The 19,711-nt window shown below is 54.7% G+C and carries 20 protein-coding genes and 1 pseudogene; 12 read left to right on the top strand and 9 right to left on the bottom strand.

The features are described 5' to 3' along the window. Positions 1–229 precede the first annotated feature (229 nt). From aguB to ACLK1G_RS16655, 4 genes are all read left to right on the top strand, one after another. Positions 230–1,108 (top strand): N-carbamoylputrescine amidase, encoded by an 879-nt coding sequence (aguB, locus tag ACLK1G_RS16670; RefSeq protein WP_420766409.1) that lies wholly within the window; start codon positions 230–232, stop codon positions 1,106–1,108. A gap of 3 nt (positions 1,109–1,111) precedes the next feature. Further along, a complete protein-coding gene (aguA, locus tag ACLK1G_RS16665) occupies positions 1,112–2,218 on the top strand; it encodes an agmatine deiminase (RefSeq protein ID WP_420766408.1) in 1,107 nt (368 codons plus the stop codon). 242 nt (positions 2,219–2,460) lie between these two features. Next, positions 2,461–2,661: a hypothetical protein gene (locus ACLK1G_RS16660; protein ID WP_420766407.1), complete on the top strand. Its 201-nt coding sequence runs from the start codon at positions 2,461–2,463 to the stop codon at positions 2,659–2,661. 395 nt (positions 2,662–3,056) lie between these two features. Next, positions 3,057–4,343 (top strand): OprD family porin, encoded by a 1,287-nt coding sequence (locus tag ACLK1G_RS16655; RefSeq protein WP_420766406.1) that lies wholly within the window; start codon positions 3,057–3,059, stop codon positions 4,341–4,343. Positions 4,344–4,413: 70 nt separating this feature from the next. On the opposite strand, the gene ACLK1G_RS16650 is transcribed toward ACLK1G_RS16655, so the two are convergent. Next, positions 4,414–5,172 carry a DUF4123 domain-containing protein gene (locus tag ACLK1G_RS16650; RefSeq protein WP_420766405.1) on the bottom strand — a complete coding sequence of 253 codons (759 nt, stop codon included), beginning with the start codon at positions 5,170–5,172 and terminating at the stop codon, positions 4,414–4,416. A 399-nt stretch (positions 5,173–5,571) separates the two neighbouring features. On the opposite strand from ACLK1G_RS16650, the gene ACLK1G_RS16645 reads away from it, so the two are divergent. Genes ACLK1G_RS16645 through ACLK1G_RS16630 form a run of 4 tightly spaced genes read left to right on the top strand, consistent with a single transcriptional unit; the run spans position 5,572 to position 7,775 of the window. Then, positions 5,572–6,318, top strand: coding sequence for a 2OG-Fe dioxygenase family protein (locus tag ACLK1G_RS16645; RefSeq protein WP_420766404.1), 747 nt, complete (start codon positions 5,572–5,574; stop codon positions 6,316–6,318). Between the two features lie 13 nt (positions 6,319–6,331). Continuing rightward, positions 6,332–6,769 carry a GNAT family N-acetyltransferase gene (locus ACLK1G_RS16640; RefSeq protein WP_420766507.1) on the top strand — a complete coding sequence of 146 codons (438 nt, stop codon included), beginning with the start codon at positions 6,332–6,334 and terminating at the stop codon, positions 6,767–6,769. Further along, positions 6,766–7,479, top strand: coding sequence for an AzlC family ABC transporter permease (locus ACLK1G_RS16635; RefSeq protein ID WP_420766403.1), 714 nt, complete (start codon positions 6,766–6,768; stop codon positions 7,477–7,479). The genes ACLK1G_RS16640 and ACLK1G_RS16635 overlap by 4 nt, the downstream gene beginning before the upstream one ends. After that, positions 7,458–7,775, top strand: coding sequence for an AzlD domain-containing protein (locus ACLK1G_RS16630; protein ID WP_039592671.1), 318 nt, complete (start codon positions 7,458–7,460; stop codon positions 7,773–7,775). Before ACLK1G_RS16635 ends, ACLK1G_RS16630 begins: the two co-directional genes overlap by 22 nt. Here the strand turns inward: ACLK1G_RS16630 and ACLK1G_RS16625 are convergent. Further along, the gene (locus tag ACLK1G_RS16625; protein ID WP_420766402.1) at positions 7,692–8,615 is read right to left on the bottom strand and encodes a LysR family transcriptional regulator; all 924 of its coding nucleotides are present in this window, start codon (positions 8,613–8,615) and stop codon (positions 7,692–7,694) included. The two genes, ACLK1G_RS16630 and ACLK1G_RS16625, sit on opposite strands and share 84 nt — an antisense overlap. 335 nt (positions 8,616–8,950) lie before the next feature. On the opposite strand from ACLK1G_RS16625, the gene ACLK1G_RS16620 reads away from it, so the two are divergent. Further along, positions 8,951–9,361, top strand: coding sequence for an MbcA/ParS/Xre antitoxin family protein (locus ACLK1G_RS16620; RefSeq protein WP_420766401.1), 411 nt, complete (start codon positions 8,951–8,953; stop codon positions 9,359–9,361). Continuing rightward, the gene (locus ACLK1G_RS16615; protein WP_420766400.1) at positions 9,361–10,038 is read left to right on the top strand and encodes an RES family NAD+ phosphorylase; all 678 of its coding nucleotides are present in this window, start codon (positions 9,361–9,363) and stop codon (positions 10,036–10,038) included. Before ACLK1G_RS16620 ends, ACLK1G_RS16615 begins: the two co-directional genes overlap by 1 nt. Positions 10,039–10,042: 4 nt before the next feature. Here ACLK1G_RS16615 and ACLK1G_RS16610 read toward each other — a convergent pair whose 3' ends face one another. Continuing rightward, positions 10,043–11,650, bottom strand: a complete 1,608-nt coding sequence (locus tag ACLK1G_RS16610) for a methyl-accepting chemotaxis protein (protein ID WP_420766399.1) — start codon at positions 11,648–11,650, stop codon at positions 10,043–10,045. Positions 11,651–12,463: 813 nt separating this feature from the next. Here ACLK1G_RS16610 and ACLK1G_RS16605 point away from each other — a divergent pair. Next, entirely contained in the window at positions 12,464–13,144 is a 681-nt protein-coding gene (locus tag ACLK1G_RS16605) for a hypothetical protein (protein WP_420766398.1), read from the top strand. 229 nt (positions 13,145–13,373) lie between these two features. On the opposite strand, the gene ACLK1G_RS16600 is transcribed toward ACLK1G_RS16605, so the two are convergent. The 5 genes and pseudogenes from ACLK1G_RS16600 to ACLK1G_RS16580 all read right to left on the bottom strand — a co-directional run. Next, on the bottom strand, positions 13,374–13,583 hold the full coding sequence (locus ACLK1G_RS16600; RefSeq protein ID WP_420766397.1) for a KTSC domain-containing protein: 210 nt from the start codon (positions 13,581–13,583) through the stop codon (positions 13,374–13,376). A gap of 2 nt (positions 13,584–13,585) precedes the next feature. Beyond that, positions 13,586–15,166, bottom strand: a complete 1,581-nt coding sequence (locus ACLK1G_RS16595) for an ATP-binding protein (RefSeq protein ID WP_420766506.1) — start codon at positions 15,164–15,166, stop codon at positions 13,586–13,588. Positions 15,167–15,414: 248 nt separating this feature from the next. Continuing rightward, the gene (locus ACLK1G_RS16590; protein WP_420766396.1) at positions 15,415–16,671 is read right to left on the bottom strand and encodes an SIR2 family protein; all 1,257 of its coding nucleotides are present in this window, start codon (positions 16,669–16,671) and stop codon (positions 15,415–15,417) included. 202 nt (positions 16,672–16,873) lie between these two features. Further along, positions 16,874–17,149, bottom strand: coding sequence for a hypothetical protein (locus ACLK1G_RS16585; RefSeq protein WP_420766395.1), 276 nt, complete (start codon positions 17,147–17,149; stop codon positions 16,874–16,876). Then, positions 17,142–17,397: pseudogene (locus ACLK1G_RS16580) on the bottom strand (integrase domain-containing protein); the annotation flags it as partial. The gene ACLK1G_RS16585 and the pseudogene ACLK1G_RS16580, both read right to left, overlap by 8 nt. Positions 17,398–17,536: 139 nt before the next feature. Here ACLK1G_RS16580 and ACLK1G_RS16575 point away from each other — a divergent pair. Continuing rightward, the gene (locus ACLK1G_RS16575; protein WP_420766394.1) at positions 17,537–18,178 is read left to right on the top strand and encodes a BRCT domain-containing protein; all 642 of its coding nucleotides are present in this window, start codon (positions 17,537–17,539) and stop codon (positions 18,176–18,178) included. Positions 18,179–18,505: 327 nt separating this feature from the next. On the opposite strand, the gene ACLK1G_RS16570 is transcribed toward ACLK1G_RS16575, so the two are convergent. Next, positions 18,506–19,636 carry a hypothetical protein gene (locus ACLK1G_RS16570; protein ID WP_420766393.1) on the bottom strand — a complete coding sequence of 377 codons (1,131 nt, stop codon included), beginning with the start codon at positions 19,634–19,636 and terminating at the stop codon, positions 18,506–18,508. Positions 19,637–19,711 lie beyond the last annotated feature (75 nt).

Genomic DNA, 19,711 nt, shown 5'->3' with positions numbered 1-19,711 from the left:
TCCCCTGTGGGAGCGAACTTGCTCGCGATGACGGTTCCAGGCCGATAATTGTTTGACTGGTCTACCGCTATCGCGAGCAAGCTCGCTCCCGCAAGTTTTTCCGACGGTTATTTATCGATTTTTGTCGGCTCTATAAGCATAGCTTCAGGGAAAATTGGCCTGATTCTATTTTAAAGTCGATTTTTATCGGCTATAAAGGCGGCTCTGTCCATCGCCCAGGAGATGATTCATGAGCCGTATCGTTACCGTAGCCGCTACTCAAATGGCCTGTTCCTGGGATCTTGAAGCCAATATCGAGACCGCCGAAAAGCTCGTTCGCCAGGCCGCTGCCCAAGGCGCGCAGGTTATCCTCCTCCAGGAACTGTTCGAGACGCCCTACTTCTGCCAGAAGCCGAACCCGGATTACCTGCAGTTGGCAACGCCGGTCGATGAGAACATCGCCATCAAGCACTTCCAGAAACTTGCCGAGGAGCTGCAGGTCGTGTTGCCTATCAGTTTTTTTGAACTGGCCGGCCGGGCGCGCTTCAACAGTATTGCCATCATTGATGCCGATGGACGGAACCTGGGCGTCTACCGCAAGAGCCATATCCCGGACGGTCCTGGCTATCATGAAAAGTATTATTTCAATCCTGGCGACACCGGTTTCAAAGTATGGAATACCCGCTACGCAAAGATTGGCGTAGGCATTTGCTGGGATCAGTGGTTCCCGGAATGCGCCCGCAGCATGGCGCTGCAAGGCGCGGAGATCCTGCTGTATCCGACCGCTATCGGCAGCGAGCCGCACGACAAGACCATCTCGTCGCGCGATCACTGGCAACGCGTGCAACAGGGTCATGCGGGCGCCAACCTGATGCCGCTGGTGGCCAGCAATCGCATCGGCAACGAAGAGCAGGATGGCTACGACATCACGTTCTACGGCTCGTCGTTCATTGCCGATCAGTTTGGCGAGAAGGTCCAGGAATTGGACGAAACCGAAGAAGGCGTGCTGGTGCATAGCTTCGACCTTGACGAGCTGGAACACATTCGCAGTGCCTGGGGCACTTTCCGTGATCGACGGCCGAACCTGTACGGCGCGATCAAAACCCTCGACGGCTCACTGGAGTCCTGATTGATGACAACTTTGCACAGCACTCCGCGCGCGGACGGTTTCCACATGCCCGCCGAATGGGCGACTCAGACTCAGGTCTGGATGATCTGGCCCGAGCGCCCGGACAACTGGCGCCTGGGCGGCAAGCCGGCGCAGGCTGCCCATGTCGCGGTCGCCAAGGCCATCGCCCGTTTCGAGCCGGTGACCGTTGCGGTGTCCGCTGCCCAGTATGAAAACGCCCGGGCGCGCCTCGATGTGCCGAATATTCGTTTGGTGGAAATGTCCAGCGATGACGCCTGGGTCCGGGATACCGGCCCGACATTCGTCGTCAATGACAACGGCGAAGTTCGCGGCGTCGATTGGGATTTCAACGCCTGGGGCGGGTTCGACGGTGGGCTGTACTCGCCGTGGAATCGCGATTCACAAGTGGCCGGCAAGATTCTCGAAATCGAGCGCAGCCCGCGCTATCGCACCGAAGGTTTTGTACTCGAAGGCGGTTCGATCCACGTCGATGGCGAAGGCACGTTGATCACCACCGAAGAATGCCTGCTCAACCGCAATCGCAACCCGCACATGAGCCGCGAGGACATCGAGGCGGTGCTCAGCGCCCAGTTGGCGGTAGACAAGATCATCTGGCTGCCGGACGGCCTGTTCAATGATGAAACCGATGGCCACGTGGATAACTTTTGCTGCTACGTGCGCCCTGGTGAAGTGCTGCTCGCCTGGACCGACGATCCGCAGGACCCCAATCATGCCCGCTGCCATGGGGCGATGGAGGTGCTGCGAAACAGCACCGACGCCAAGGGGCGCCCGTTCACAGTGCATAAAATGCCGATCCCCGGGCCGTTGTACGCCACCGAGGAAGAATGCTCGGGCGTTGATGCGGTGGAAGGATCCCAGGAGCGCAATCCGACTGTGCGCCTGGCCGGTTCCTACGTGAACTTCCTGATCGTCAACGGCGGCATCATTGCCCCGAGTTTCGATGACCCGCTGGACGGTCCGGCCAAGGACCTGCTGCAAAGCCTGTTTCCGGAGCATGAAGTGGTCATGGTGCCGGGTCGGGAACTGTTACTGGGAGGCGGAAACATCCATTGCCTTACCCAACAGCAGCCGGCGCCGCGCATAAAATGAGTGGCGATGTAACAGCCGGGTGACACTCATCGCAGCGGCCCTATGCCGGTGTTTTTGGATCCATCCCGGCAAGCCCGCGTCCTGATTGGGGCGCGGGCTTTTTTGTGCCTGGCGGCTACGGGCGCGACGACATTGGCATAGCTCTTGTATCGTTATTTCGGCAGTTCTGGGGCAGTGGAGCTGCGTTGTTTTGTCATAAACCTCGGATAGATTGGCCGCTCATCAACCAGGAGGGCGCTGGAATGAACATGATTAGCGAGCGCACATGCCATCCTTTGGCTGTAAATGGTGAGTCGCTTCAAGCCGTGGCGCAGTGGCTGAAATCCAACGGAACGCGTCAGATCAGGGAACCTGATCCGCGCCGGATGATCATGGAACGCTACCCCGCTGGCCTGTTCAGCGAGGCGGAGCTGGAAGCGTTGTGGGATGTGATGCAAGGATAGAATTCAACGGATTGATAAAAAGCGCTGACCGCGAGGGCAGCGCTTTTTTTATGAGCGACTGTTTACCCGCTCATGTAAACGGCTTGCTCACGATGGTGAAGTCTCAACCAACCCGACATCCGCTTGGACCGCATGCTTACTTGAATCCGTTTCCGGAAATTTTTTGCCTGATTTCAGAAGATTCACGAAATTGACACAGGCTTCCGGGCGCGACTAGGATTCGCCCACGCCTGTGGCTAACAGCCATGACTCTTAAATAATAAAAAGGCCCGACACGATGATTCGTGGGCGGGCCTTTTTATTATTTCCAGGAGCAAGAGTCCGAATAAAGAGCGCTAAAGCGCCATTCCGGTTGCCGGTTGCAGTGCGAATCAACCCGTACAAGGAAAATAATCATGTTGAACAAGCGCTTTACTTTGATAGCACTGGGGATATTGAGCAGCACACAAGCCATGGCCAACGACCAGGCTGAATCCAAGGGGTTCGTTGAAGACAGCAGCCTGAAAGTGCTGTTGCGCAACGCCTACATCAGTCGCGACTACAAGGACGGCAACCGGGACAAGGCCGAATGGGGCCAAGCGGCCATCGGTACGTTCTCGTCCGGCTTCACCCAAGGCACCGTGGGCGTAGGCGTGGACGCCTTCGGTCTGTACGCACTGCGCCTGGACGGCGGCAAGGGGCGCACCGGTGCGCAAGGCATCGACTTCTTCAAGAAGGGTGACAGTGGCAATGCCGCCGACGACCTGTCCAAGTTCGGTGCCGCGGTGAAGTTCCGGGTTTCCAACACGGTGCTGGCCTACGGTGACCAGATGCCGGCCCTGCCGGTGTTGAACTATGACAACTCGCGCCTGCTGCCGGAAAGCTACACCGGCACGCTGATCACCTCCAAGGAAATCAAAGGCCTTGAACTGAACGCAGGCCGCTTCACTGCCGAGTCGCGCAAGAGCGCCGAAGGTCGTGACAGTGGTGGTCTGAAGTCGATCAACGTGTTGGGCGGCAGCTATCAGTTCACCGAGCAGCTCAAGGCTTCGCTCTACGCCTCGGATGTCGAAGACGTCTTGAAGAAGCAATACGTGAATGCCAACTACGTGTTCCCATTGGCCAAGGATCAGTCCTTGACGCTGGACTTCAACGGTTATCGCACCAAGCTGGACAACAGCTACGTTCGCGAAAACAACGTCACCGGGGACGACAATAAGATCTGGAGCCTGGCGGCGACCTTCGCCACCGGCCCGCACAGCTTCACGCTCGCCCATCAGCGCAGCACCGGCGACAGCAACCTCGGCTACGCCTACGGTGGCTACCAGCGTGACCAGAACCGTGTCGGTGATGGCGGCAATACCATCTACCTGGCCAACTCGTACTGGTCGGACTTCAACGCCGAAGACGAGCGCAGCTGGCAATTGGGCTATGGCCTGGATTTCACCACCTTCGGTGTACCGGGCCTGACTTATAACGTGGCCTATGTGCGTGGCGATAACATCACCACCTCCACCAGCGAAGGCGGTACCGAGCGCGAGATCTTCAACCAGTTCAAGTACGTGGTTCAGGGCGGACCGGCCAAAGACTTGAGCGTGCGGTTGCGCAGCTCGTTCCTGCGCGTGTCGCAGAAGTCCAGTGAGTACAACGTCAGCGGTAATGAACTGCGGGTGTTCGTGGATTATCCGATCAATGTCTTTTGATCGTTGACTGCATCGCCCGCGTTTGATGAAAAACCCGATCTTTGGATCGGGTTTTTCTAAGTGCCTACCTTTATTCCAAGACCGTTTTCTGGTCAAGGCGCAGGACATCAAGCAGGGTTTGCTGTGGATTGGCTTCAGCGCCCATGAGCTTTGAAAAATAGCTCACCTTGCGCTTGAGAACACTCCTGGGCCATGCGCAATGGATATCAGGATGTTCTTCTTCGAGCCACTGCATCAGATTGTCGATCGGCGCAGACTGGTCCTGCTCGGCTAAAGCATCGAGTAACCCTTGCGGTACTTCCCACCATGGCCAATCCTGGACCATCGGCACCTTCCTCGGGCTTGCTTCCAGCGGTTTGCCATTGATCAAATACCGTTCGAACACCGGTAGCAAGGCTTCGGCGTCGTCTCCCAGGCCTTCAAGGATCGGATAGATGAAACGTCCATCCCAAAACCGGAAAAACACCTCGCGACCTTTCGGCATTTTCACTTGCGTCAGGCTGCGCAGATGCGCCAGCACCTCCTCCGGTTCACAACGGGAGACAGCAAGCCAGCCCCAATCGAGGGCGTCGGTTTCGGTAATCCATGGCAGGAACGTTGAGTCGGGGGCGAGTTTTGTGACGTAGGGCATTACCGCATGCCAGGTGGAATAGGGCGTTTCGCTCCAGATGGGCAGGAGCGGATGGCTAGGTCCGCTCAGGCGATAGGTCCCCAGGGCGTCCGTATCGCTCGCCGCGCTAATGATCAGGTAAAGGTGTTCGTTTTCCCGCAGGGGCTGTTGGGCCAGCCAGGCGATGGGGTCGAGGGTCTTGAACGCCAGGGTCGTCATCCGGCTCTCCTTGCCAAGGGTATGGGGCCGGGCTTCACCCGGGGATGAGGCGCAGCAATCAAGGATCAAGCCAGGTTCGGCGAGTGCCGCGTGGTTCGGTGTTTACGACGGATTTTCAATGGCTTGGAGGAGCGGAAGTCGAGAATGACGAGCAAAAGATGCCTGATTGATTGCGCACTGTTGTGCCATGACTTGCGCACCCTCGTGGCGTCGAAAGCTGTGGGCGGTCTTTCCCCGGAATGAGGGTTCTGCGGTGCAATTTTCCCAACGTAAAGTCGTACTAATGAAACTTTTTGCACTGTTTCAAACATCGCTTGAAATGCTTCAAATACTTTTTCATGGACGCAAATCCTGCACCTAATAGATTAGTCCGCTCAATGTAGTGGAGACCTATGAAAAATGATCGTTTTGAACAGGGAAGTGGGCGAAGCGCTAAGACGTGACAAATACGTCAACGTCCGCGGTGGAGACTTCAATCTCTACGGTCATTTCGGCGATTTTGTCCGGCTGACCAAAAGCTGGGAAAATATGGAGCCCGACAGTTATTACGGCCAGGCCGAGTCAGGCATGCGTTTTCGCCGCTACAGCGACTTCGAATACAACCCCACGACTCGTGAACTCAAGCAGCTCGAACACCGAGCCTATGTCCAGTCCAAGGCCAACAACAGCTACGTGGGCGGATTGGAGCGGCACTTCCAGGATTTCTCCAATGAAGTGATCAATTCTCCGGTGATGCGCAGCCTGATCGACACAGACTTCGACGTGTACAAAAACGTCCTGCCCCAGGAATTGCATGACGAAATCTGGCAATGCCAGATCCATCAGATCCGCATCGAGATCAAGCCGGGCAAGCAATTGGAAATCACCCCGGAAGGCATCCATTGCGACGGCTATCCGTTCAGCGGCGTCCATTTCTGGGGCCGAAATAACGTGTCCGGTGCAGAAAGCCGTCTCTACAGCCCTCAGGAAGAACAACTGGCGGCAACCACTTACGAGGATATCCTCGATACGACATTCTTCCTCGATCGGGACATGCGCCATTATGTGACCCCGGCGCGCAATATCCACAGCCATGAAATGGCGTTCAGGCAGATTCTGGCGATCTCCTTCTCGCGGCCCGGGACCGCTTTTGACATTGTTCGCTGAGCAGCTCGAACCGATGGACGATTCGGTGCAGCAAGTCCTGTTGCGCCGAGCCATGGTCAGGGACGCGGAGCGACTGGAGCAATTTTTCCGGGGTTTTGCCGAGGTGTCATTCTGCGAGTGGCAGGATGCGCGGTTCCTGCGCGGTGTGTTGTTGCAGGAAACCACCACCGCCTACATGGCGTTCGATGCGATGGGTGAAGTCGTCGGCGCGGTCATCGGCGGCATGCTGGGCACTCGAGGCACTATCAATCACCTGGCGGTCAGCCCGAGGCATCGTACCCAAGGCCTGGGCCAGCGTCTGGTGGAAGCGGCATCGGCGGATATGAAACGCGTGGGCGTACTGCGCATGTTTCTGTTCGTCGACGATGCCAACCTGGCTGGCAAGCGCTTCTGGGCCGCCCAGGGGTTCTGCGAGCCCCAGGGTGAAATCACTTTCGAGAGGGATTTATGAACAAGACTTCCAGCCAGCCGCTGGTGGTCGAACCACAAGCCTCGCGAACCTTCGCTGAAGCCAGTCCGGTAGTAGCGGGTTATTTCACGGTTTCGTTTGTGTTCGGCCTGATGGCGGTGAATGCTGGGCTGCCATTGTGGCTGCCAGTTGCGATGTGCCTGTTCGTCTACGCAGGCGCCTCGCAGTTCGCTGCGCTGGCGTTGATTTCCAGCGGTGCGTCGTTGACCACGATCGTGCTCACCACGTTCCTGATCAATGCGCGCCACATGCTCATGTCCGTCTATATGGCCAAGGCATTACGGGCGTTGGGGCTCAGTCGGTTCGAGCGCTGGTGCTACGCGGCGGGGCTTACGGACGAGTCGTTCGCCTTCCACAGCGTCAAGCTGGGTAGCGGGGCCCCGGTCAGCTTGCGCTATCTGATTGGCTTCAACCTTTTTTGCCATGCGTCCTGGGTATTGGGCGGCTTGTTGGGGGCCATCTGCGCGCAATATGCAGCGCACCTGATCAAATATCAGCTCGATTACGCCCTGACGGCCATGATGCTCTACGTCCTGGTTTCGCTGTGCAATACGCGCAACAAACTGATTGCGGCTCTGGCGGCGGTCGTCTGCATGGGCGTGCTCAGCCTGGTGGGCAATTCACCGTTCAACGTATTCATCGCCACGTTTGTTGGCTGCGGGGTGGGCGTATGCCTGACCAAACGTTCCTGATCCTTGTCGTTGTGTTGATGATGGCCGTGACCTTCCTGCCGCGGGCCTTGCCATTGCAGGTCAATACGGAAAACTGGCCACCCTTCGTCGCCCGCGCGCTGGAATACCTGCCGGTAGCGATTGTCGCCGCCATCAGCCTGACTCCGTTGTTGATCAAGGATCAACAGATACAGATCGACCGCCCTGAGTTCTATGCTGCGATTCCGACACTGCTATGTGCGTATTTCAGCCGCAACCTGTTTCTCAGTGTGGCGGTGGGCACGGCGTCGTATATCGCGCTCGGTTCGTTCCTGTAGCGTCAGGTCTACCACATCGTGCAGTGCCTGGTCGCAAAGCTCGGGATTGTTAACCGCCAGGCGCACTTCCAGGGAGTCTTCGAAATCAGGGAAGATGGCCAAGCCGTTGCGCATCGCCGCGTCCCTGGAGACAAGCCCCAGGCCGTCGAGCTGGGTGATCAGCGACAAGGTCAGCGTTTCGCTGCAGGAATACACCATCCTCTGGCTGGGTCCGTATTCGCCGAGACCCGCGTCGAGAAAACGCAAGAAGCTGTGGGAATACGGGCATTCCTGCGCAGGGCGCACCTGGAATTTGTCGACGAGCAAGCCAAGGGAGTCATCGTGGTTACCGCAATGGGCCCCGACCACCTGCACTTGCACATCCGGCATCGGGATACTGGTGAAACCGCTTTGTTGGCCGATCAGGATCGCCAGGTCGAAATGCTCGTTCTTCAGCTTGCTCAGGTTCTCCATCGACTCGGCATAACTGAACTCCAGCTGGTATTCAGGAAAAACCGCGATCAGGCGATCGATCATGCGTCGATTGAAATCGGGCGTAAGCGTCGTGTTGAGCGCCACTTTAAGGCTCCGTTGCCTGGGGGCCTTGAGCGCCGCGACCTTTTCTTCGAGTTGCCGAGTGGCCGCCAAAACCTGATCCATGAAAGGCGTCAACTCAGAGCCTTGGGTCGTCAATGTCAGGCCTTTGTTCGAGCGACGAAACAACCGGAACCCGAACTGTTCCTCAACCTTGTTCAATTGCGCCGCCAATGCTTGCACCGTAAGGCACGACTGTTCCGCGGCGGCCGACAACGAGCCGGTCTGCATGATGCGCATGAGATTGCGTAAGGTTCTGCTATCCATGAGGTAATGCCCTCTGCTTAAGTGGGCTCGCTATTGTTGGGCACCTGGCCGGGTCTGGCGGTGCGATGCTGGCTATCATCAAGCACCTTGCCACGCTTGTCGCGGTTTTGTGGCGAAAAGCGCCGGCAGGCGATGATTGGAGCTTATGCGCGATTCTGGATTTTTGCTGAGGCGGCGTGTAGGCCAATTCAATTAACCCGGAATACGAGACGCATCATCGTAGAGAAGCTGACTTTATGACAGTCGACGTTGTACGTATTTGAATTAAAATTTAATTTTTGTACGTATATGTACTAATCTTCAGGTATCAACCTGTAGCAAAGGAGCCAGACCTCATGGCGACCTCTTCGATTATCTTGAGTACCCAGCAACAATTGGACTCCCCGGATGCGGGTCGAGTCGCTTTGAAGTTTTTCTTCAATCTGATGGAGTTATGGGGCTGCAGTGTCGAGCAGCAGCGCACCTTGTTGGGAAAAGTAGGAAACACGACCTTTTACAAGTACAAGCAGTTACCCGAAAACGTCAGGCTGCCGCGAGACACCCTTGAGCGCATTTCATACCTGATGGGTATCCATAAAGCGCTGAGCATCATTTTCAGCAACAGCCGCGACCGTGTGTATCAATGGGTCAGCAGCCCCAATGCTGCCGCGCCGTTCAACGGTCAGTCAGCGCTGTCGTACATGTTGGCCGGGCGGGTGGTGGATATTGCCGATGTGCGGCGGTACCTCGACGGAGTACGCGGTTGATGGCGCCGCCTCTGGCGGAGCCGCAATGGAAACGGGCCTATCGGATCGTCAATAGCAGTTTCCCGCCGATCACCCTGTTTGAAGATGTGCTCGATCCGCAAGACCTCGCCACCGCCTATGCGTTAGAAGCTTTGACCAATGATCGGCTCATGGAAGAAGCCGGCGTGCTCTCCAGGGTTCGTCCCGAAGACCGCGTTTCGGGTCCTGGTTCGTCACCCGTGATGGCGGCATTTACCCATATCGGCAAAAGCAGCCGTTTCAGCGATGGCACGTTTGGCGTCTATTACGCTGCCAGCAGCCAGGAAGCGGCCATTGCCGAGACGTGTTACCACCAGGCTCGGTTCTTGGGGGCGACCAACGAGCCGGACCTGGAATTGACCATGCGTACCTATGTCAACCAGGTCGTCAGACCCCTGCACGACATTCGCCACGATTATCCGCATCTGCACAATCCAGACCCCACGGCCTATGGACCGTCCCAGGTATTTGCCCGGGAGTTGCGCGCAACCTTGTCCTGGGGGCTTTTGTATAACAGCGTCCGCCTGCCTGGTCACGAATGCATCGCCGCGTTCCGGCCGCCGGCGGTGTCGATTCCGGTGCAGGGCAAGCATATTCGTTATGTCTGGAGCGCCCAGAAGCGGGAGATTTCGTTTGTGTTTGAGGTAAATCAGGTGTGATAGATCATATCTTGAACTGCTGCACCGAAGCCTGCATCGAGCCTGCGGCATCGTTCAAATGATCTGCCGTTTTCGTCAAATCGTGGATCGAGCGGGTGTTTTCCCTAGACTGCTCGGCGATCGACTCCACCCGTTGGGCCATCTCATCGCTGGCTTTTGATTGCTCGGCGATGGTCTGGGAAATTTCCTCCACCACTTCGGCGGCATGCCGGGCGCCTGTGCGGATTTCACTGATGGAAACCCCGGCCTGCTGCGCCAGGTTCACGCCTTCGTCCACTCGACTCACACAGGCCTGCATGTTCGCCACCGCATCTCGTGCGCTTGATTGGATGCGCTCGATCATCGCGGTGATTTCCTGGGTGGATTGCGTCGTGCGCGCCGCCAGGTTGCGTACCTCGTCGGCCACCACCGCAAAGCCGCGGCCCGCCTCGCCGGCGCGAGCGGCCTCGATGGCTGCGTTGAGGGCCAGCAGATTGGTCTGTTCGGCGATGCTCTTGATCACCTGGATAATGGAATGGATGTCCTCGGACGATGCATCCAGCGCGGTGATTTTGCTGGACGACTGGGCGACCACTTCGGCGATCCGATTCATCCCTTCCACTACGCCAAGGATCACCTGCCCACCGCTGCTCGCCAGTTGTTCTGACTGCGCCGAAATGGTCCGCGCACTGTCGGCGTGCTGATGGATCTGGCTTATGTTCGCCATCATTTGCTCCATGCTCGCCGCCATGCTGGTGGCGCTCTGGGCCTGCTGGTCGGCACTGGAGACAATCTGCCGAGCCGTATCGCCCAGATTCCGTGATGTGCCGTGCAACTCATCGCTCTGGCTGCGGATCGTGGCGATCATTTGCCGCAGGTTGGCCTGCATCTGCTCTATCACCGCCTGCAATTGCCCCAGTTCGTCATTTCCATGAGCGCCCATTGAGCGCTGCAGGTCACCTTGGGAAATGGCCTGGGTATTGAGAATGATTTTATTCAGTGGCGTGAGCACAGCCTTGAGCAGGCTCCACGACAACAACGCCAACGCCACACATGTGGCCAGCAAGGTGATGATCAACCAGCGCTCGGAGGTGTTGATGCTCTGATCTTGAAACTCGCGAGAGGAATGCGCCTGGCTCTCGATCAGTTCACTGACCGCCTCGTTGCGCTCCTCCAGGGCTGAAAATGCCTTGTCGAATTCAATGCGCAACGCCCGGCCATCCTGAGCGCCGCTCAGCGCCTTGCCAATCACTTGCTTCGCTGAGGCAATATAGGCCTCGGCCTGAGGCTTGAGCTCGGAGATGGTCTGGGAAATAGTACCAGGCAACCGCGCCTCGGCGTTTTCGGCAATGACCTTGCGCATCCGCTGTGAATGCTCATCAAACGCCTCGTTTACTTCCTTTGCGCCTTCGGCATCGCCCGGCGCCACTAGCAAGGCAGCCAACACATCGCCACGAATGGCGTCGTGCATCATGTCCGCCTCCATGTGCTTGCGCATGGCGGAAATACTGGTCTCGTTCTGCGCCAAGGCCTCGGTCATGGCGTGATATCCCCAGAGTCCGATACCGCCCAGCAACAACGCAAAAAACAGGCTGACCAACCCCGAACCTACAACCTTGGTGCGGATTCTCATCGCTTACTGCTCCTGGAGCGGGGATGTCTGGGAAAGTGTAGTCGAGCGCCAGCGGCGGCTTGGGATGGGCCTGGCTCTTATATATAAAGCTATCGGCGGAAAAAGTGATTAGATGAACCCGTGGCGAGGGAGCTTGCTCCCGCCGGGCTGCGTAGGAGCCCTCTATCAGTCCCGTAGCACCGAAGAACCCAATGCTGCCCGGCGCCTCCAGTACCTTCACCACGCCGTCAATAACGGCCTTGCCCCGTCCTGCAAATAATCGAAGCCCAGGCATACCGATCCGTGCCGCGAATCATCGCCGCTTCCTCTGGATTACGGCCGACGATGTCGTGAACACCAACGAAGCGATTTTTGGTGAAGCTACGGGACGCGGGGGCTTTGATTGCCATTGTGGGTGAGGATCACTGGCAGAAGATGTTGTTTGGCTGAGTTGGCCTAGGAAGGATTGCCCGTTGTGTTGGGCGAAAAGATGTCGGCGGGTTGATGGTCTCATCGCGAGCAAGCTCGCTCCCACAGGTTTTCTCAGGGAGCGGAGGCAGGAGAGCACACCAGAAACAACAAAGCCCCCGCATTCTGCGAGGGCTTTGTTTTGTATGGTGCGGCACCAAGAGTCGAACTTCATAACAAGATATTGTTTTTGTTGATGTTTTTTTGCCTTGTAGCGCCATTATATCCCTAAAAGTATTTCGGTGTGCTCGGTTAGTTGCTGAGCGCTCGGGGATCTACTGCTAGTCTAGGGGACTAACGCCTATCGCGATTTCTTTTAGCAGACTGGGCTGCGTCGACCAGAATTTCAATCGTGGAGATTTCAGTATGGATAAAAAATTCCCTCCGCAGAGTGTTAATGTCGAAGCTCTGCTGCAGGAGCTGGAGCGGGACAAGAATACTTTAATTAAATTCGGCATGGATGTTGTGGGTCCTTCTGGTAGCCCTATGTATCCATTAGACTGGATGGTCTTCGCCGCAATAAAACGAGGTATCAGTACTTCAAGTGCGCTCGCATCAATGGTCCGTACATGGAATATGGTTTGTGCGCGCTCGCTGTTGCGGATGCATATAGACACGGCTCTACGATTCTCTGCAGCCTGGCTTGTACCCGATCCGCATGAATTTGCTCTCAATGTAATGAAAGGGACGCCAATCAACAAGATAAAGGCAAGAGATGGAAAACAACAGCTATCAGATGCATTCCTCGTTGAGACTCATAAAGATGAGTATCCATGGCTTCCTAATGTTTACAAAAATCTCTGTGGGTATGTGCATTTTTCAGGCTCGCACATGATCGATTCTATCTCTGGTATTGGAGATGAGGTTGGAACTATCGAGTTTGAAATTTCTGCGACTGATTTAAAGTTTCCTGAGTTCAGTTGGGTTGAGGTGCTGGAATGCTTTAGGAAGTCAACCTCTATCCTGTCATGGTATTTACAGGGATATTCGAATACGAAAAAGCTAACTCCGGCGGAGCTGGAAGCGTTGCGTAAGGAGAGAAAATGACACTTAGTTTAAGCAGGCAAATTAACCTGAAAATTGTATCTTTCAGGGTTTGGTGCAGGTAGAGAAAGTCCTATAAAGATGTAAGCGGAGCGCAGTCGGATCATCTGAGTAGAGCCGGTTTTTGGTAGCTAGAAGGATTTTAGACAGCTGTTTAAGATAGATGCATGTAGCTTGGTCCCTGATTTGATCGGGAAATCGGGCTGCACTTTGTGCAGCCCGAATATGCTAGTCAAACCCTTGAGAAAGGAACGGCGTCTTTAATGTATGTATGGAAAAATTGACCCTTCGAAGGGGCTGCTTTGAATTGTTCATAAAGGTGCTCGCTCACGTTGTAATACTGGTAAACGGCTCCGCTTTTGAACTCGATTTCTAAGGTCTCACTCTCTGGGTCATAGCCGGTAGATATAATGTTTGACGAAGATACGGCATCACGGTTCATTTTCAGCCTTCCTCAGAATCGTCTTCTATGGGGGAACGGGTTATATCAAGCTTTTGGACAACTGCTGTAGTTTGCTGACCACGCCATGACGCAACCACTCGATCATATCCCTCTGCTGAGCGCCGCCTAGCCCAAGCGTGAGTCACCTTCGGATCATTGCTTCGAGGTAAATGTTCTTGGCGAGGTAATGCAACTCGGCAGCGAATAGGAAGGCGTGCTGCTTCACCCGTGATAATAGCTTCTCCTGTTCTTAAGACTGGCAGCAAATCCATCAGACCGGCTAAATTATCCGGTAAGGTCCCCTTCACACGTGCTCGGTCTACAGGGTTAGACAGACGGAGCGCGATAATCGTGCCGCATTGGGATAGAACTGTTTCATCAACCTCTGCGGGGCGTTGAGAAACAACCATCGCTCCAACACCGTATTTTCGGCCTTCTTTAGCAATACGCTTTACTACTTCTGAGGCCACTGTTCCGGCGTCAGGACCCAAATAGCGATGAGCCTCCTCCATTACTACTAGGAGAGGGCGTTCTACGCCGCCTTCTGATTTTTCCCGGCTCCAAAAAAGGGCTTCATAAACAATACGGAGAATAGAGCCGATAAGGCGTGTGAGGACAGTGCTTGGAACTCCGGATAAGTCTAATATCGTGATTTGTTTATCGTGGCCAAGCCAGCCCTTCAGCAATTGGTCGAGGTCATTCTTTACCGCGCCGGTCAGCTCTGGCTCCCAATCTCCTGGATGAAGTAAGAAGTCAAAGCGTCGATCTAGCAAGCGAGATCGAAGCAGATTCAGCGGCCTACGGATTCCTTTTGCCGCTGTATTGGTAAATGGACCCTTGGTACCCATAGCGTGAGGTTGATATTTTGGTGCTATAAGGGTATCTGCGGCGCCAGCCTCCTCTAAGGCAGGCTCATCACGATTCGCGCCGATGTAGGTGGTTGTTTCAAAATCGATCAACTCGTACCAGAGCTGCTTCAGGCTGAATGGTACAGGGCTGTCCACGGTCAATGTTCTTGAGTCGACGCCTGCTTTGGGATGCGCCCTAATCGCCTTTTCCTTTAACTCCGCAATTTTATCCGTAAATGCAATTTCATGGGCGTCGGAAAGTCCTCCGGTAACGAAGTCCAGAAGCTCTCCAGCCTCTAAGGCCCAATAAGGAACGAACAGTGACTCTTGGCCTTGACTAGGTGTAGCACTAAAAACTGTCGCCACATCCTCAAGCGCTTTTGTGTATTCCCCATGGATGTCGAGCATGAGGATACGTGCACCTGGAGAACCCGCTACTTGATCTTTTCGAATTATTGACCTTAAAAGGCTTGCAACTGTTGTGGATTTCCCTGCTCCTGTTGAACCAAGTATGGCAGAGTGACGCGTTACCAGGGCGTCCAAAGATAGCCGCACCTCAATATTCTCAGCGCTAGCTAGGTGGCCTATAACAACTTGGTCATCGCCAACTGATCCGTATATTCTCCTCAAGTCGGCTTCGGTTACCAAATGTACAGCGTCATTTATGTTCGGGTGCTGGCTTAAACCCCTTTCGAACTGTCCCCCAATGGTTTCACCGGCCAACTGGACCGTCATCCACCTCCCTGAATCGATGCCTGATGCAATAGACTGTACTGGTGCCGCAGTCGCGCCAACCTCAGAGACGATACCAAATAGGTCTTGGTAGCCTTGAGGGATTCTGACAAAGCTTCCTACTTGCCCTACCCGATATGTATGACCTCTGATGACAGCAAATCCTGAGTCTAGAGACTCTGCGAGTTTAACAGTAAGAGTAGCGCCAGATACGGCGCTGACGACACCTAGATAGGTAGGATCATTGCCACTCATCCATTAGCGTCCTCTGATTTGCCACTACCGAAGTCGGAGCTTTCAACTTCTTCTTTTGGGGCTTCTGGTTCGTCTCTTCTAAGAGACTGGACTACCAAGTCATTAGCCTGAGCTAATGCGCAAAAACGTGCAAATGCTGAGAAGTCTCCCAGCAAGAACAGATCAGGCTCTTTCGGCCAACGTGGTGCCCAAAAGCTTTCACGTATACTTCCCCAGTTTTTTGGTAGTTCACCTGGACGCCATTTTCCAGGTACACCTCCTATCACAGCCCCGTCAGCTGCGTAGACACTAAGGTTTGGCCTGTCGCTTGCTAACTTAACAGCGGGTTCTTCATTTACGAGATTTTGGTACTGGAAAGCCAAAACTGCCGAGTTGGCGTTCATCGCCAAGCTTTCATCAAGAACTGCACATATATGAGCGTCCCTAAAGGAAAACCCTATTGTAAGTAACAGGGAGTCTGGGGTTAGTAAAAAGCGCTTAAGCCTTTCAAAAAGTGCTGAGTAGGGCTGTTTTTGCGTTAGGTCATACTTTAAGTGGTCTGGATAAACTAGCTCGGCTGCTTCCCTGCCATGTCCACGGACGACGGCTCCGTCCTCCAATGCCCAACCGAGAGATCCATGCATTTTCCAAAGCTTTGCCCACCGTGGAGGCAAGTCATCACCAGCGACTGAAACCGGATCGAAAAACGGTTTGCCACCGCCTGAAAATCCGTCGAAGTAGGGGCTCCGAACTCTCTCAAATGCTTCCTCAAACAAAAAGTCGTAGTTTGTGGTGAATATTTCTACAGAGTTTGTGCGGACCGTTCCTGTTATCCAGGCGATCAAGTCAGAGTAGGCATTCCGTTCTTTTGGTAAATAAACCCCTACGATTTTTGCAATATTCTTGCAAATGTCTCTGCCGAGATCTTTATAGCCATTAGAGTCTAGTCCTTGAACTACAGTCTTTCCCAAGGCCTGTTCTAGCAAACGAATGTGGGAAAGAATAGATTCGATGTTGGCATTGCTGCCTAGGCTTTCCTTTATCGAATTAACCGCCAATGTCTGCGTCTCTGTAAGCCCAGTGGTAGCTTGCGAAGTCAGTGCCTCAACACCCGGGATTAGCGACTTGCCTTTAGGGTCAATTTCATTCTTCTCATTAACGCGAATCGCAAGGGGAGCTCCTGCGCCGACAAGAATCCCGATACGCTTTCTTCCCTGAGATAGCACTTGCCGTAGATCGGACATAAACCGGTCCGGATTGTGGAACGTTTCCATCGTTCTCCCCCCCTGAGGATTTTTTACCGAGATCCTTCATTGGGACCTCAACGTTCTATACCAGCTTCCTGAATGGCAGGCTACCCGAGCCAGACAATCTCTCATGGATCGTCATTTCGAGGGTAGGTGCGTCGTCTCCCGCAGTGTGAAAGACACATGGGTCGGTCGGTGTAGCTCGTGAACAAGAAAATTAGATCCTAGATCATAGGTTGAAAGCCCATGACTTTTCTAAACGATATGCGAGCAGCCGTACCGTCAGCAAGTAGTAGTACCGCGTCGCCTCACTGTGCTGGCTGAGGCGATAATTGGGGAACCAAGCCACATGCTTTCGCTTCCACCCCCTGGGCGTGTCTCGATTCCAGCGTTCTGATATTTCAGCTTGGATAGTTTTCGCCTGTCGTAGATGACGCTGCCGTGTCACATGCGAACCGGTCAGCACGCCAGCCAAGAACGTTTCCATATCGAATGGCTTACTCATGCCATCCCCCGATGTAGGCAGCGACCACATCGATCCGACCGTGCCCCAGCTCGTAGCTGATTCGTCTCCGGGTCACACGATCAAGGTTTCCTATCTAACTGGTGACAATTGCCGCCATTGATAGGCGCGGGGCGTTGGGTGATTTGCTCGTAGCGCTCACATGCGTATGCCGCTCGTAGCTCATGCAGACCTTTAAGGTTGTGTGCGTGCAGAATCTCCCGTCCAGGTCGGATAATGTCTTGAAGAAAAAGGGGACGAAGAAAAAGGGGACGGATTTATTTTCAGATAGAACCCGGAAATTGAGCGCAGAATTGCTAGGTTTGGACACAATATTTCTCTCCATCGGTAATGCATCAGCCTCGTCAATACACTCAAGGAACCCCCGTAATGGACCTACACAACGAATTCGAAAACAGCAAATTCTTCCACCAGTCCCGCATCGATCGGCGTGCCGCCGATGCCCTGGTCGGGCTGGCCGCTGGCATCACGGCGGACGGCGTCGTGAACACCCACGAAGCGATCTTTTTAAAGCAGTGGTTGGAAAACAACCTCGCTCATTTGAATGACCCGGTGATCAATTTGTTGTACTCGCGTTTGGCGTCCATGCTTCAGGACGATGCCCTGGACCCGGATGAGTCTCTTGAGCTGCTTAACATCCTGAGTAGTTTCTCTGGCGTGGGCATTGATAGACCCCAGGTCGGCGGTGCAGCTGCCTTCGCTCCGACAGACCTTCCGTTCAACTCGCCTGTCCCTGACTTGGTGTGGGACGGCCGTATATTTGTATTCACAGGCGTCATGGCCTACGGGCCGCGCAAGGATTGTCAGGCTCTGGTCGAGGAGCGTGGCGGTTTGATTGGGGGCGGGGTGAGTAAGAAGGTGCATTATTTGGTGGTCGGCAGCGTGGGTAATGAGCAGTGGCGCCACAGTACCTACGGAACGAAGATCATGAAGGCAGTGGAGCTGCGGGAAGCGGGTGCTTCGCTTGCCATTGTGGGTGAGGATCACTGGCAGAAGATGTTGTTTGGCTGAGTTGGCCTAGGAAGGATTGCCCGTTGTGTTGGGCGAAAAGATGTCGGCGGGTTGATGGTCTCATCGCGAGCAAGCTCGCTCCCACAGGTTTTCTCAGGGAGCGGAGGCAGGAGAGCACACCAGAAACAACAAAGCCCCCGCATTTCTGCGAGGGCTTTGTTTTGTATGGTGCCGGCACCAGGAGTCGAACCCGGGACCTACTGATTACAAGGAAGGTGCTTCAAACGTATAAAACAAAGGGTTAAGTGATTCCTTGTTACGTGCGAGCACCCCAGAACCCGCATGTTTCGCAGGCTTTGGCTCGCCTGTTACGTGGGGGATAAGCACTCAAAGCTTCTCGGATATGAAGATCGGCATTTCGCGTGACCATTCGCCTAGCCCCTCAATATCGAGATCGACACGGAATCGATACCAGCCACTGTCACCGACAGCGTCGATTTGCTCAATCGAAATAACCCTCCGAACGCAGCACAACGGTGTCGTCGGCTGCGTTATGCCGTGACTGTCTACGTATGGAATTGCGGCCATCCTGATGGCCTCCAGCTTGATTAGACGTGGAAGCCAGGGCGAGCCAAAGAAACCGACGGAATACTCACGAATTCGCGTGCCGTAGCTGGGAGCGAAGTAGGACTCTCCACGGCTCATTGAAAGGCACGTTTTGACTTGTTGAGGGAGCGCCTCCAAGCCTCTTATCAGAGCAAGACTTCCGTTGAGTATTTGCAAGTCATGGTCGTCACCCAGTGCCATCGTCATTGGAAGCTGATGGACATCGATCTTCGGAAAGCCGGGCTTAACCAGAGTTGTGATCACGCAGTCATTGCCGGTTTTCGACCATGACGGCGCGGCCAACAGTTCGCGGCCGTCACCAAGCTCATTGACGAGCACGTATTTATCATAAGGATCTGAGCTTTCGAACTGGTCGATGTATCTCAACAGTTCAGAAAGGTCTCCTATTACGAAGTGTTCTACGCGATAGCTCCACTTGCTCTGCTCTGCAGCTATTAAATCACCGACAAAAACTATCGACGGGCCGATGGCTATGAAGTCAAAAGCGTTTCGTCCAGGGCTTAAACCGGAAATTTCTAGATTTATGCGCGCTTCGTGTTCGGCTTTCATTGCGCGGAGTACGTGTGCGGGATAGACCGAGGGATCAACGTCGATCAGCCGAGCGTGATTTTTACACATCCATATCCCATTGCTGATGCTACTCCTCTGCTCTGGGGTCAGGTTGGGATCGTACCGCGCGCCTCCCGGTGCAGCAGCGGTGATATGGGCAGCCTCACCGATGCTTATTGTTTTGGTGATGGCGGAATCGCTTGGGCCGATGGTTGTCTTGTCGCAGTTTTTAAATGAGCAACGGTAGGCAACGCGCAGTGCAAGCATGCTTTTCGTATTGGAACTGAACTCATCTCGCGCTGATTTAGCGATGCGTCCTTTGCTCGGTTCGTCAGTTCTCATGCATTGCTTTCCTACGTTGGCCGCATTCATCCATGGCTTGTCAGCTTAGCTTTTATGCGGCTGCCTCCGCTATTT

The sequence above is a fragment of the Pseudomonas algeriensis genome, assembly GCF_048847255.1.
Taxonomy (GTDB): Bacteria; Pseudomonadota; Gammaproteobacteria; order Pseudomonadales; family Pseudomonadaceae; genus Aquipseudomonas.
The sequence above is the reverse complement of the archived record's forward strand: the minus strand, read 5'-3'. Positions and strand labels throughout refer to the sequence as shown.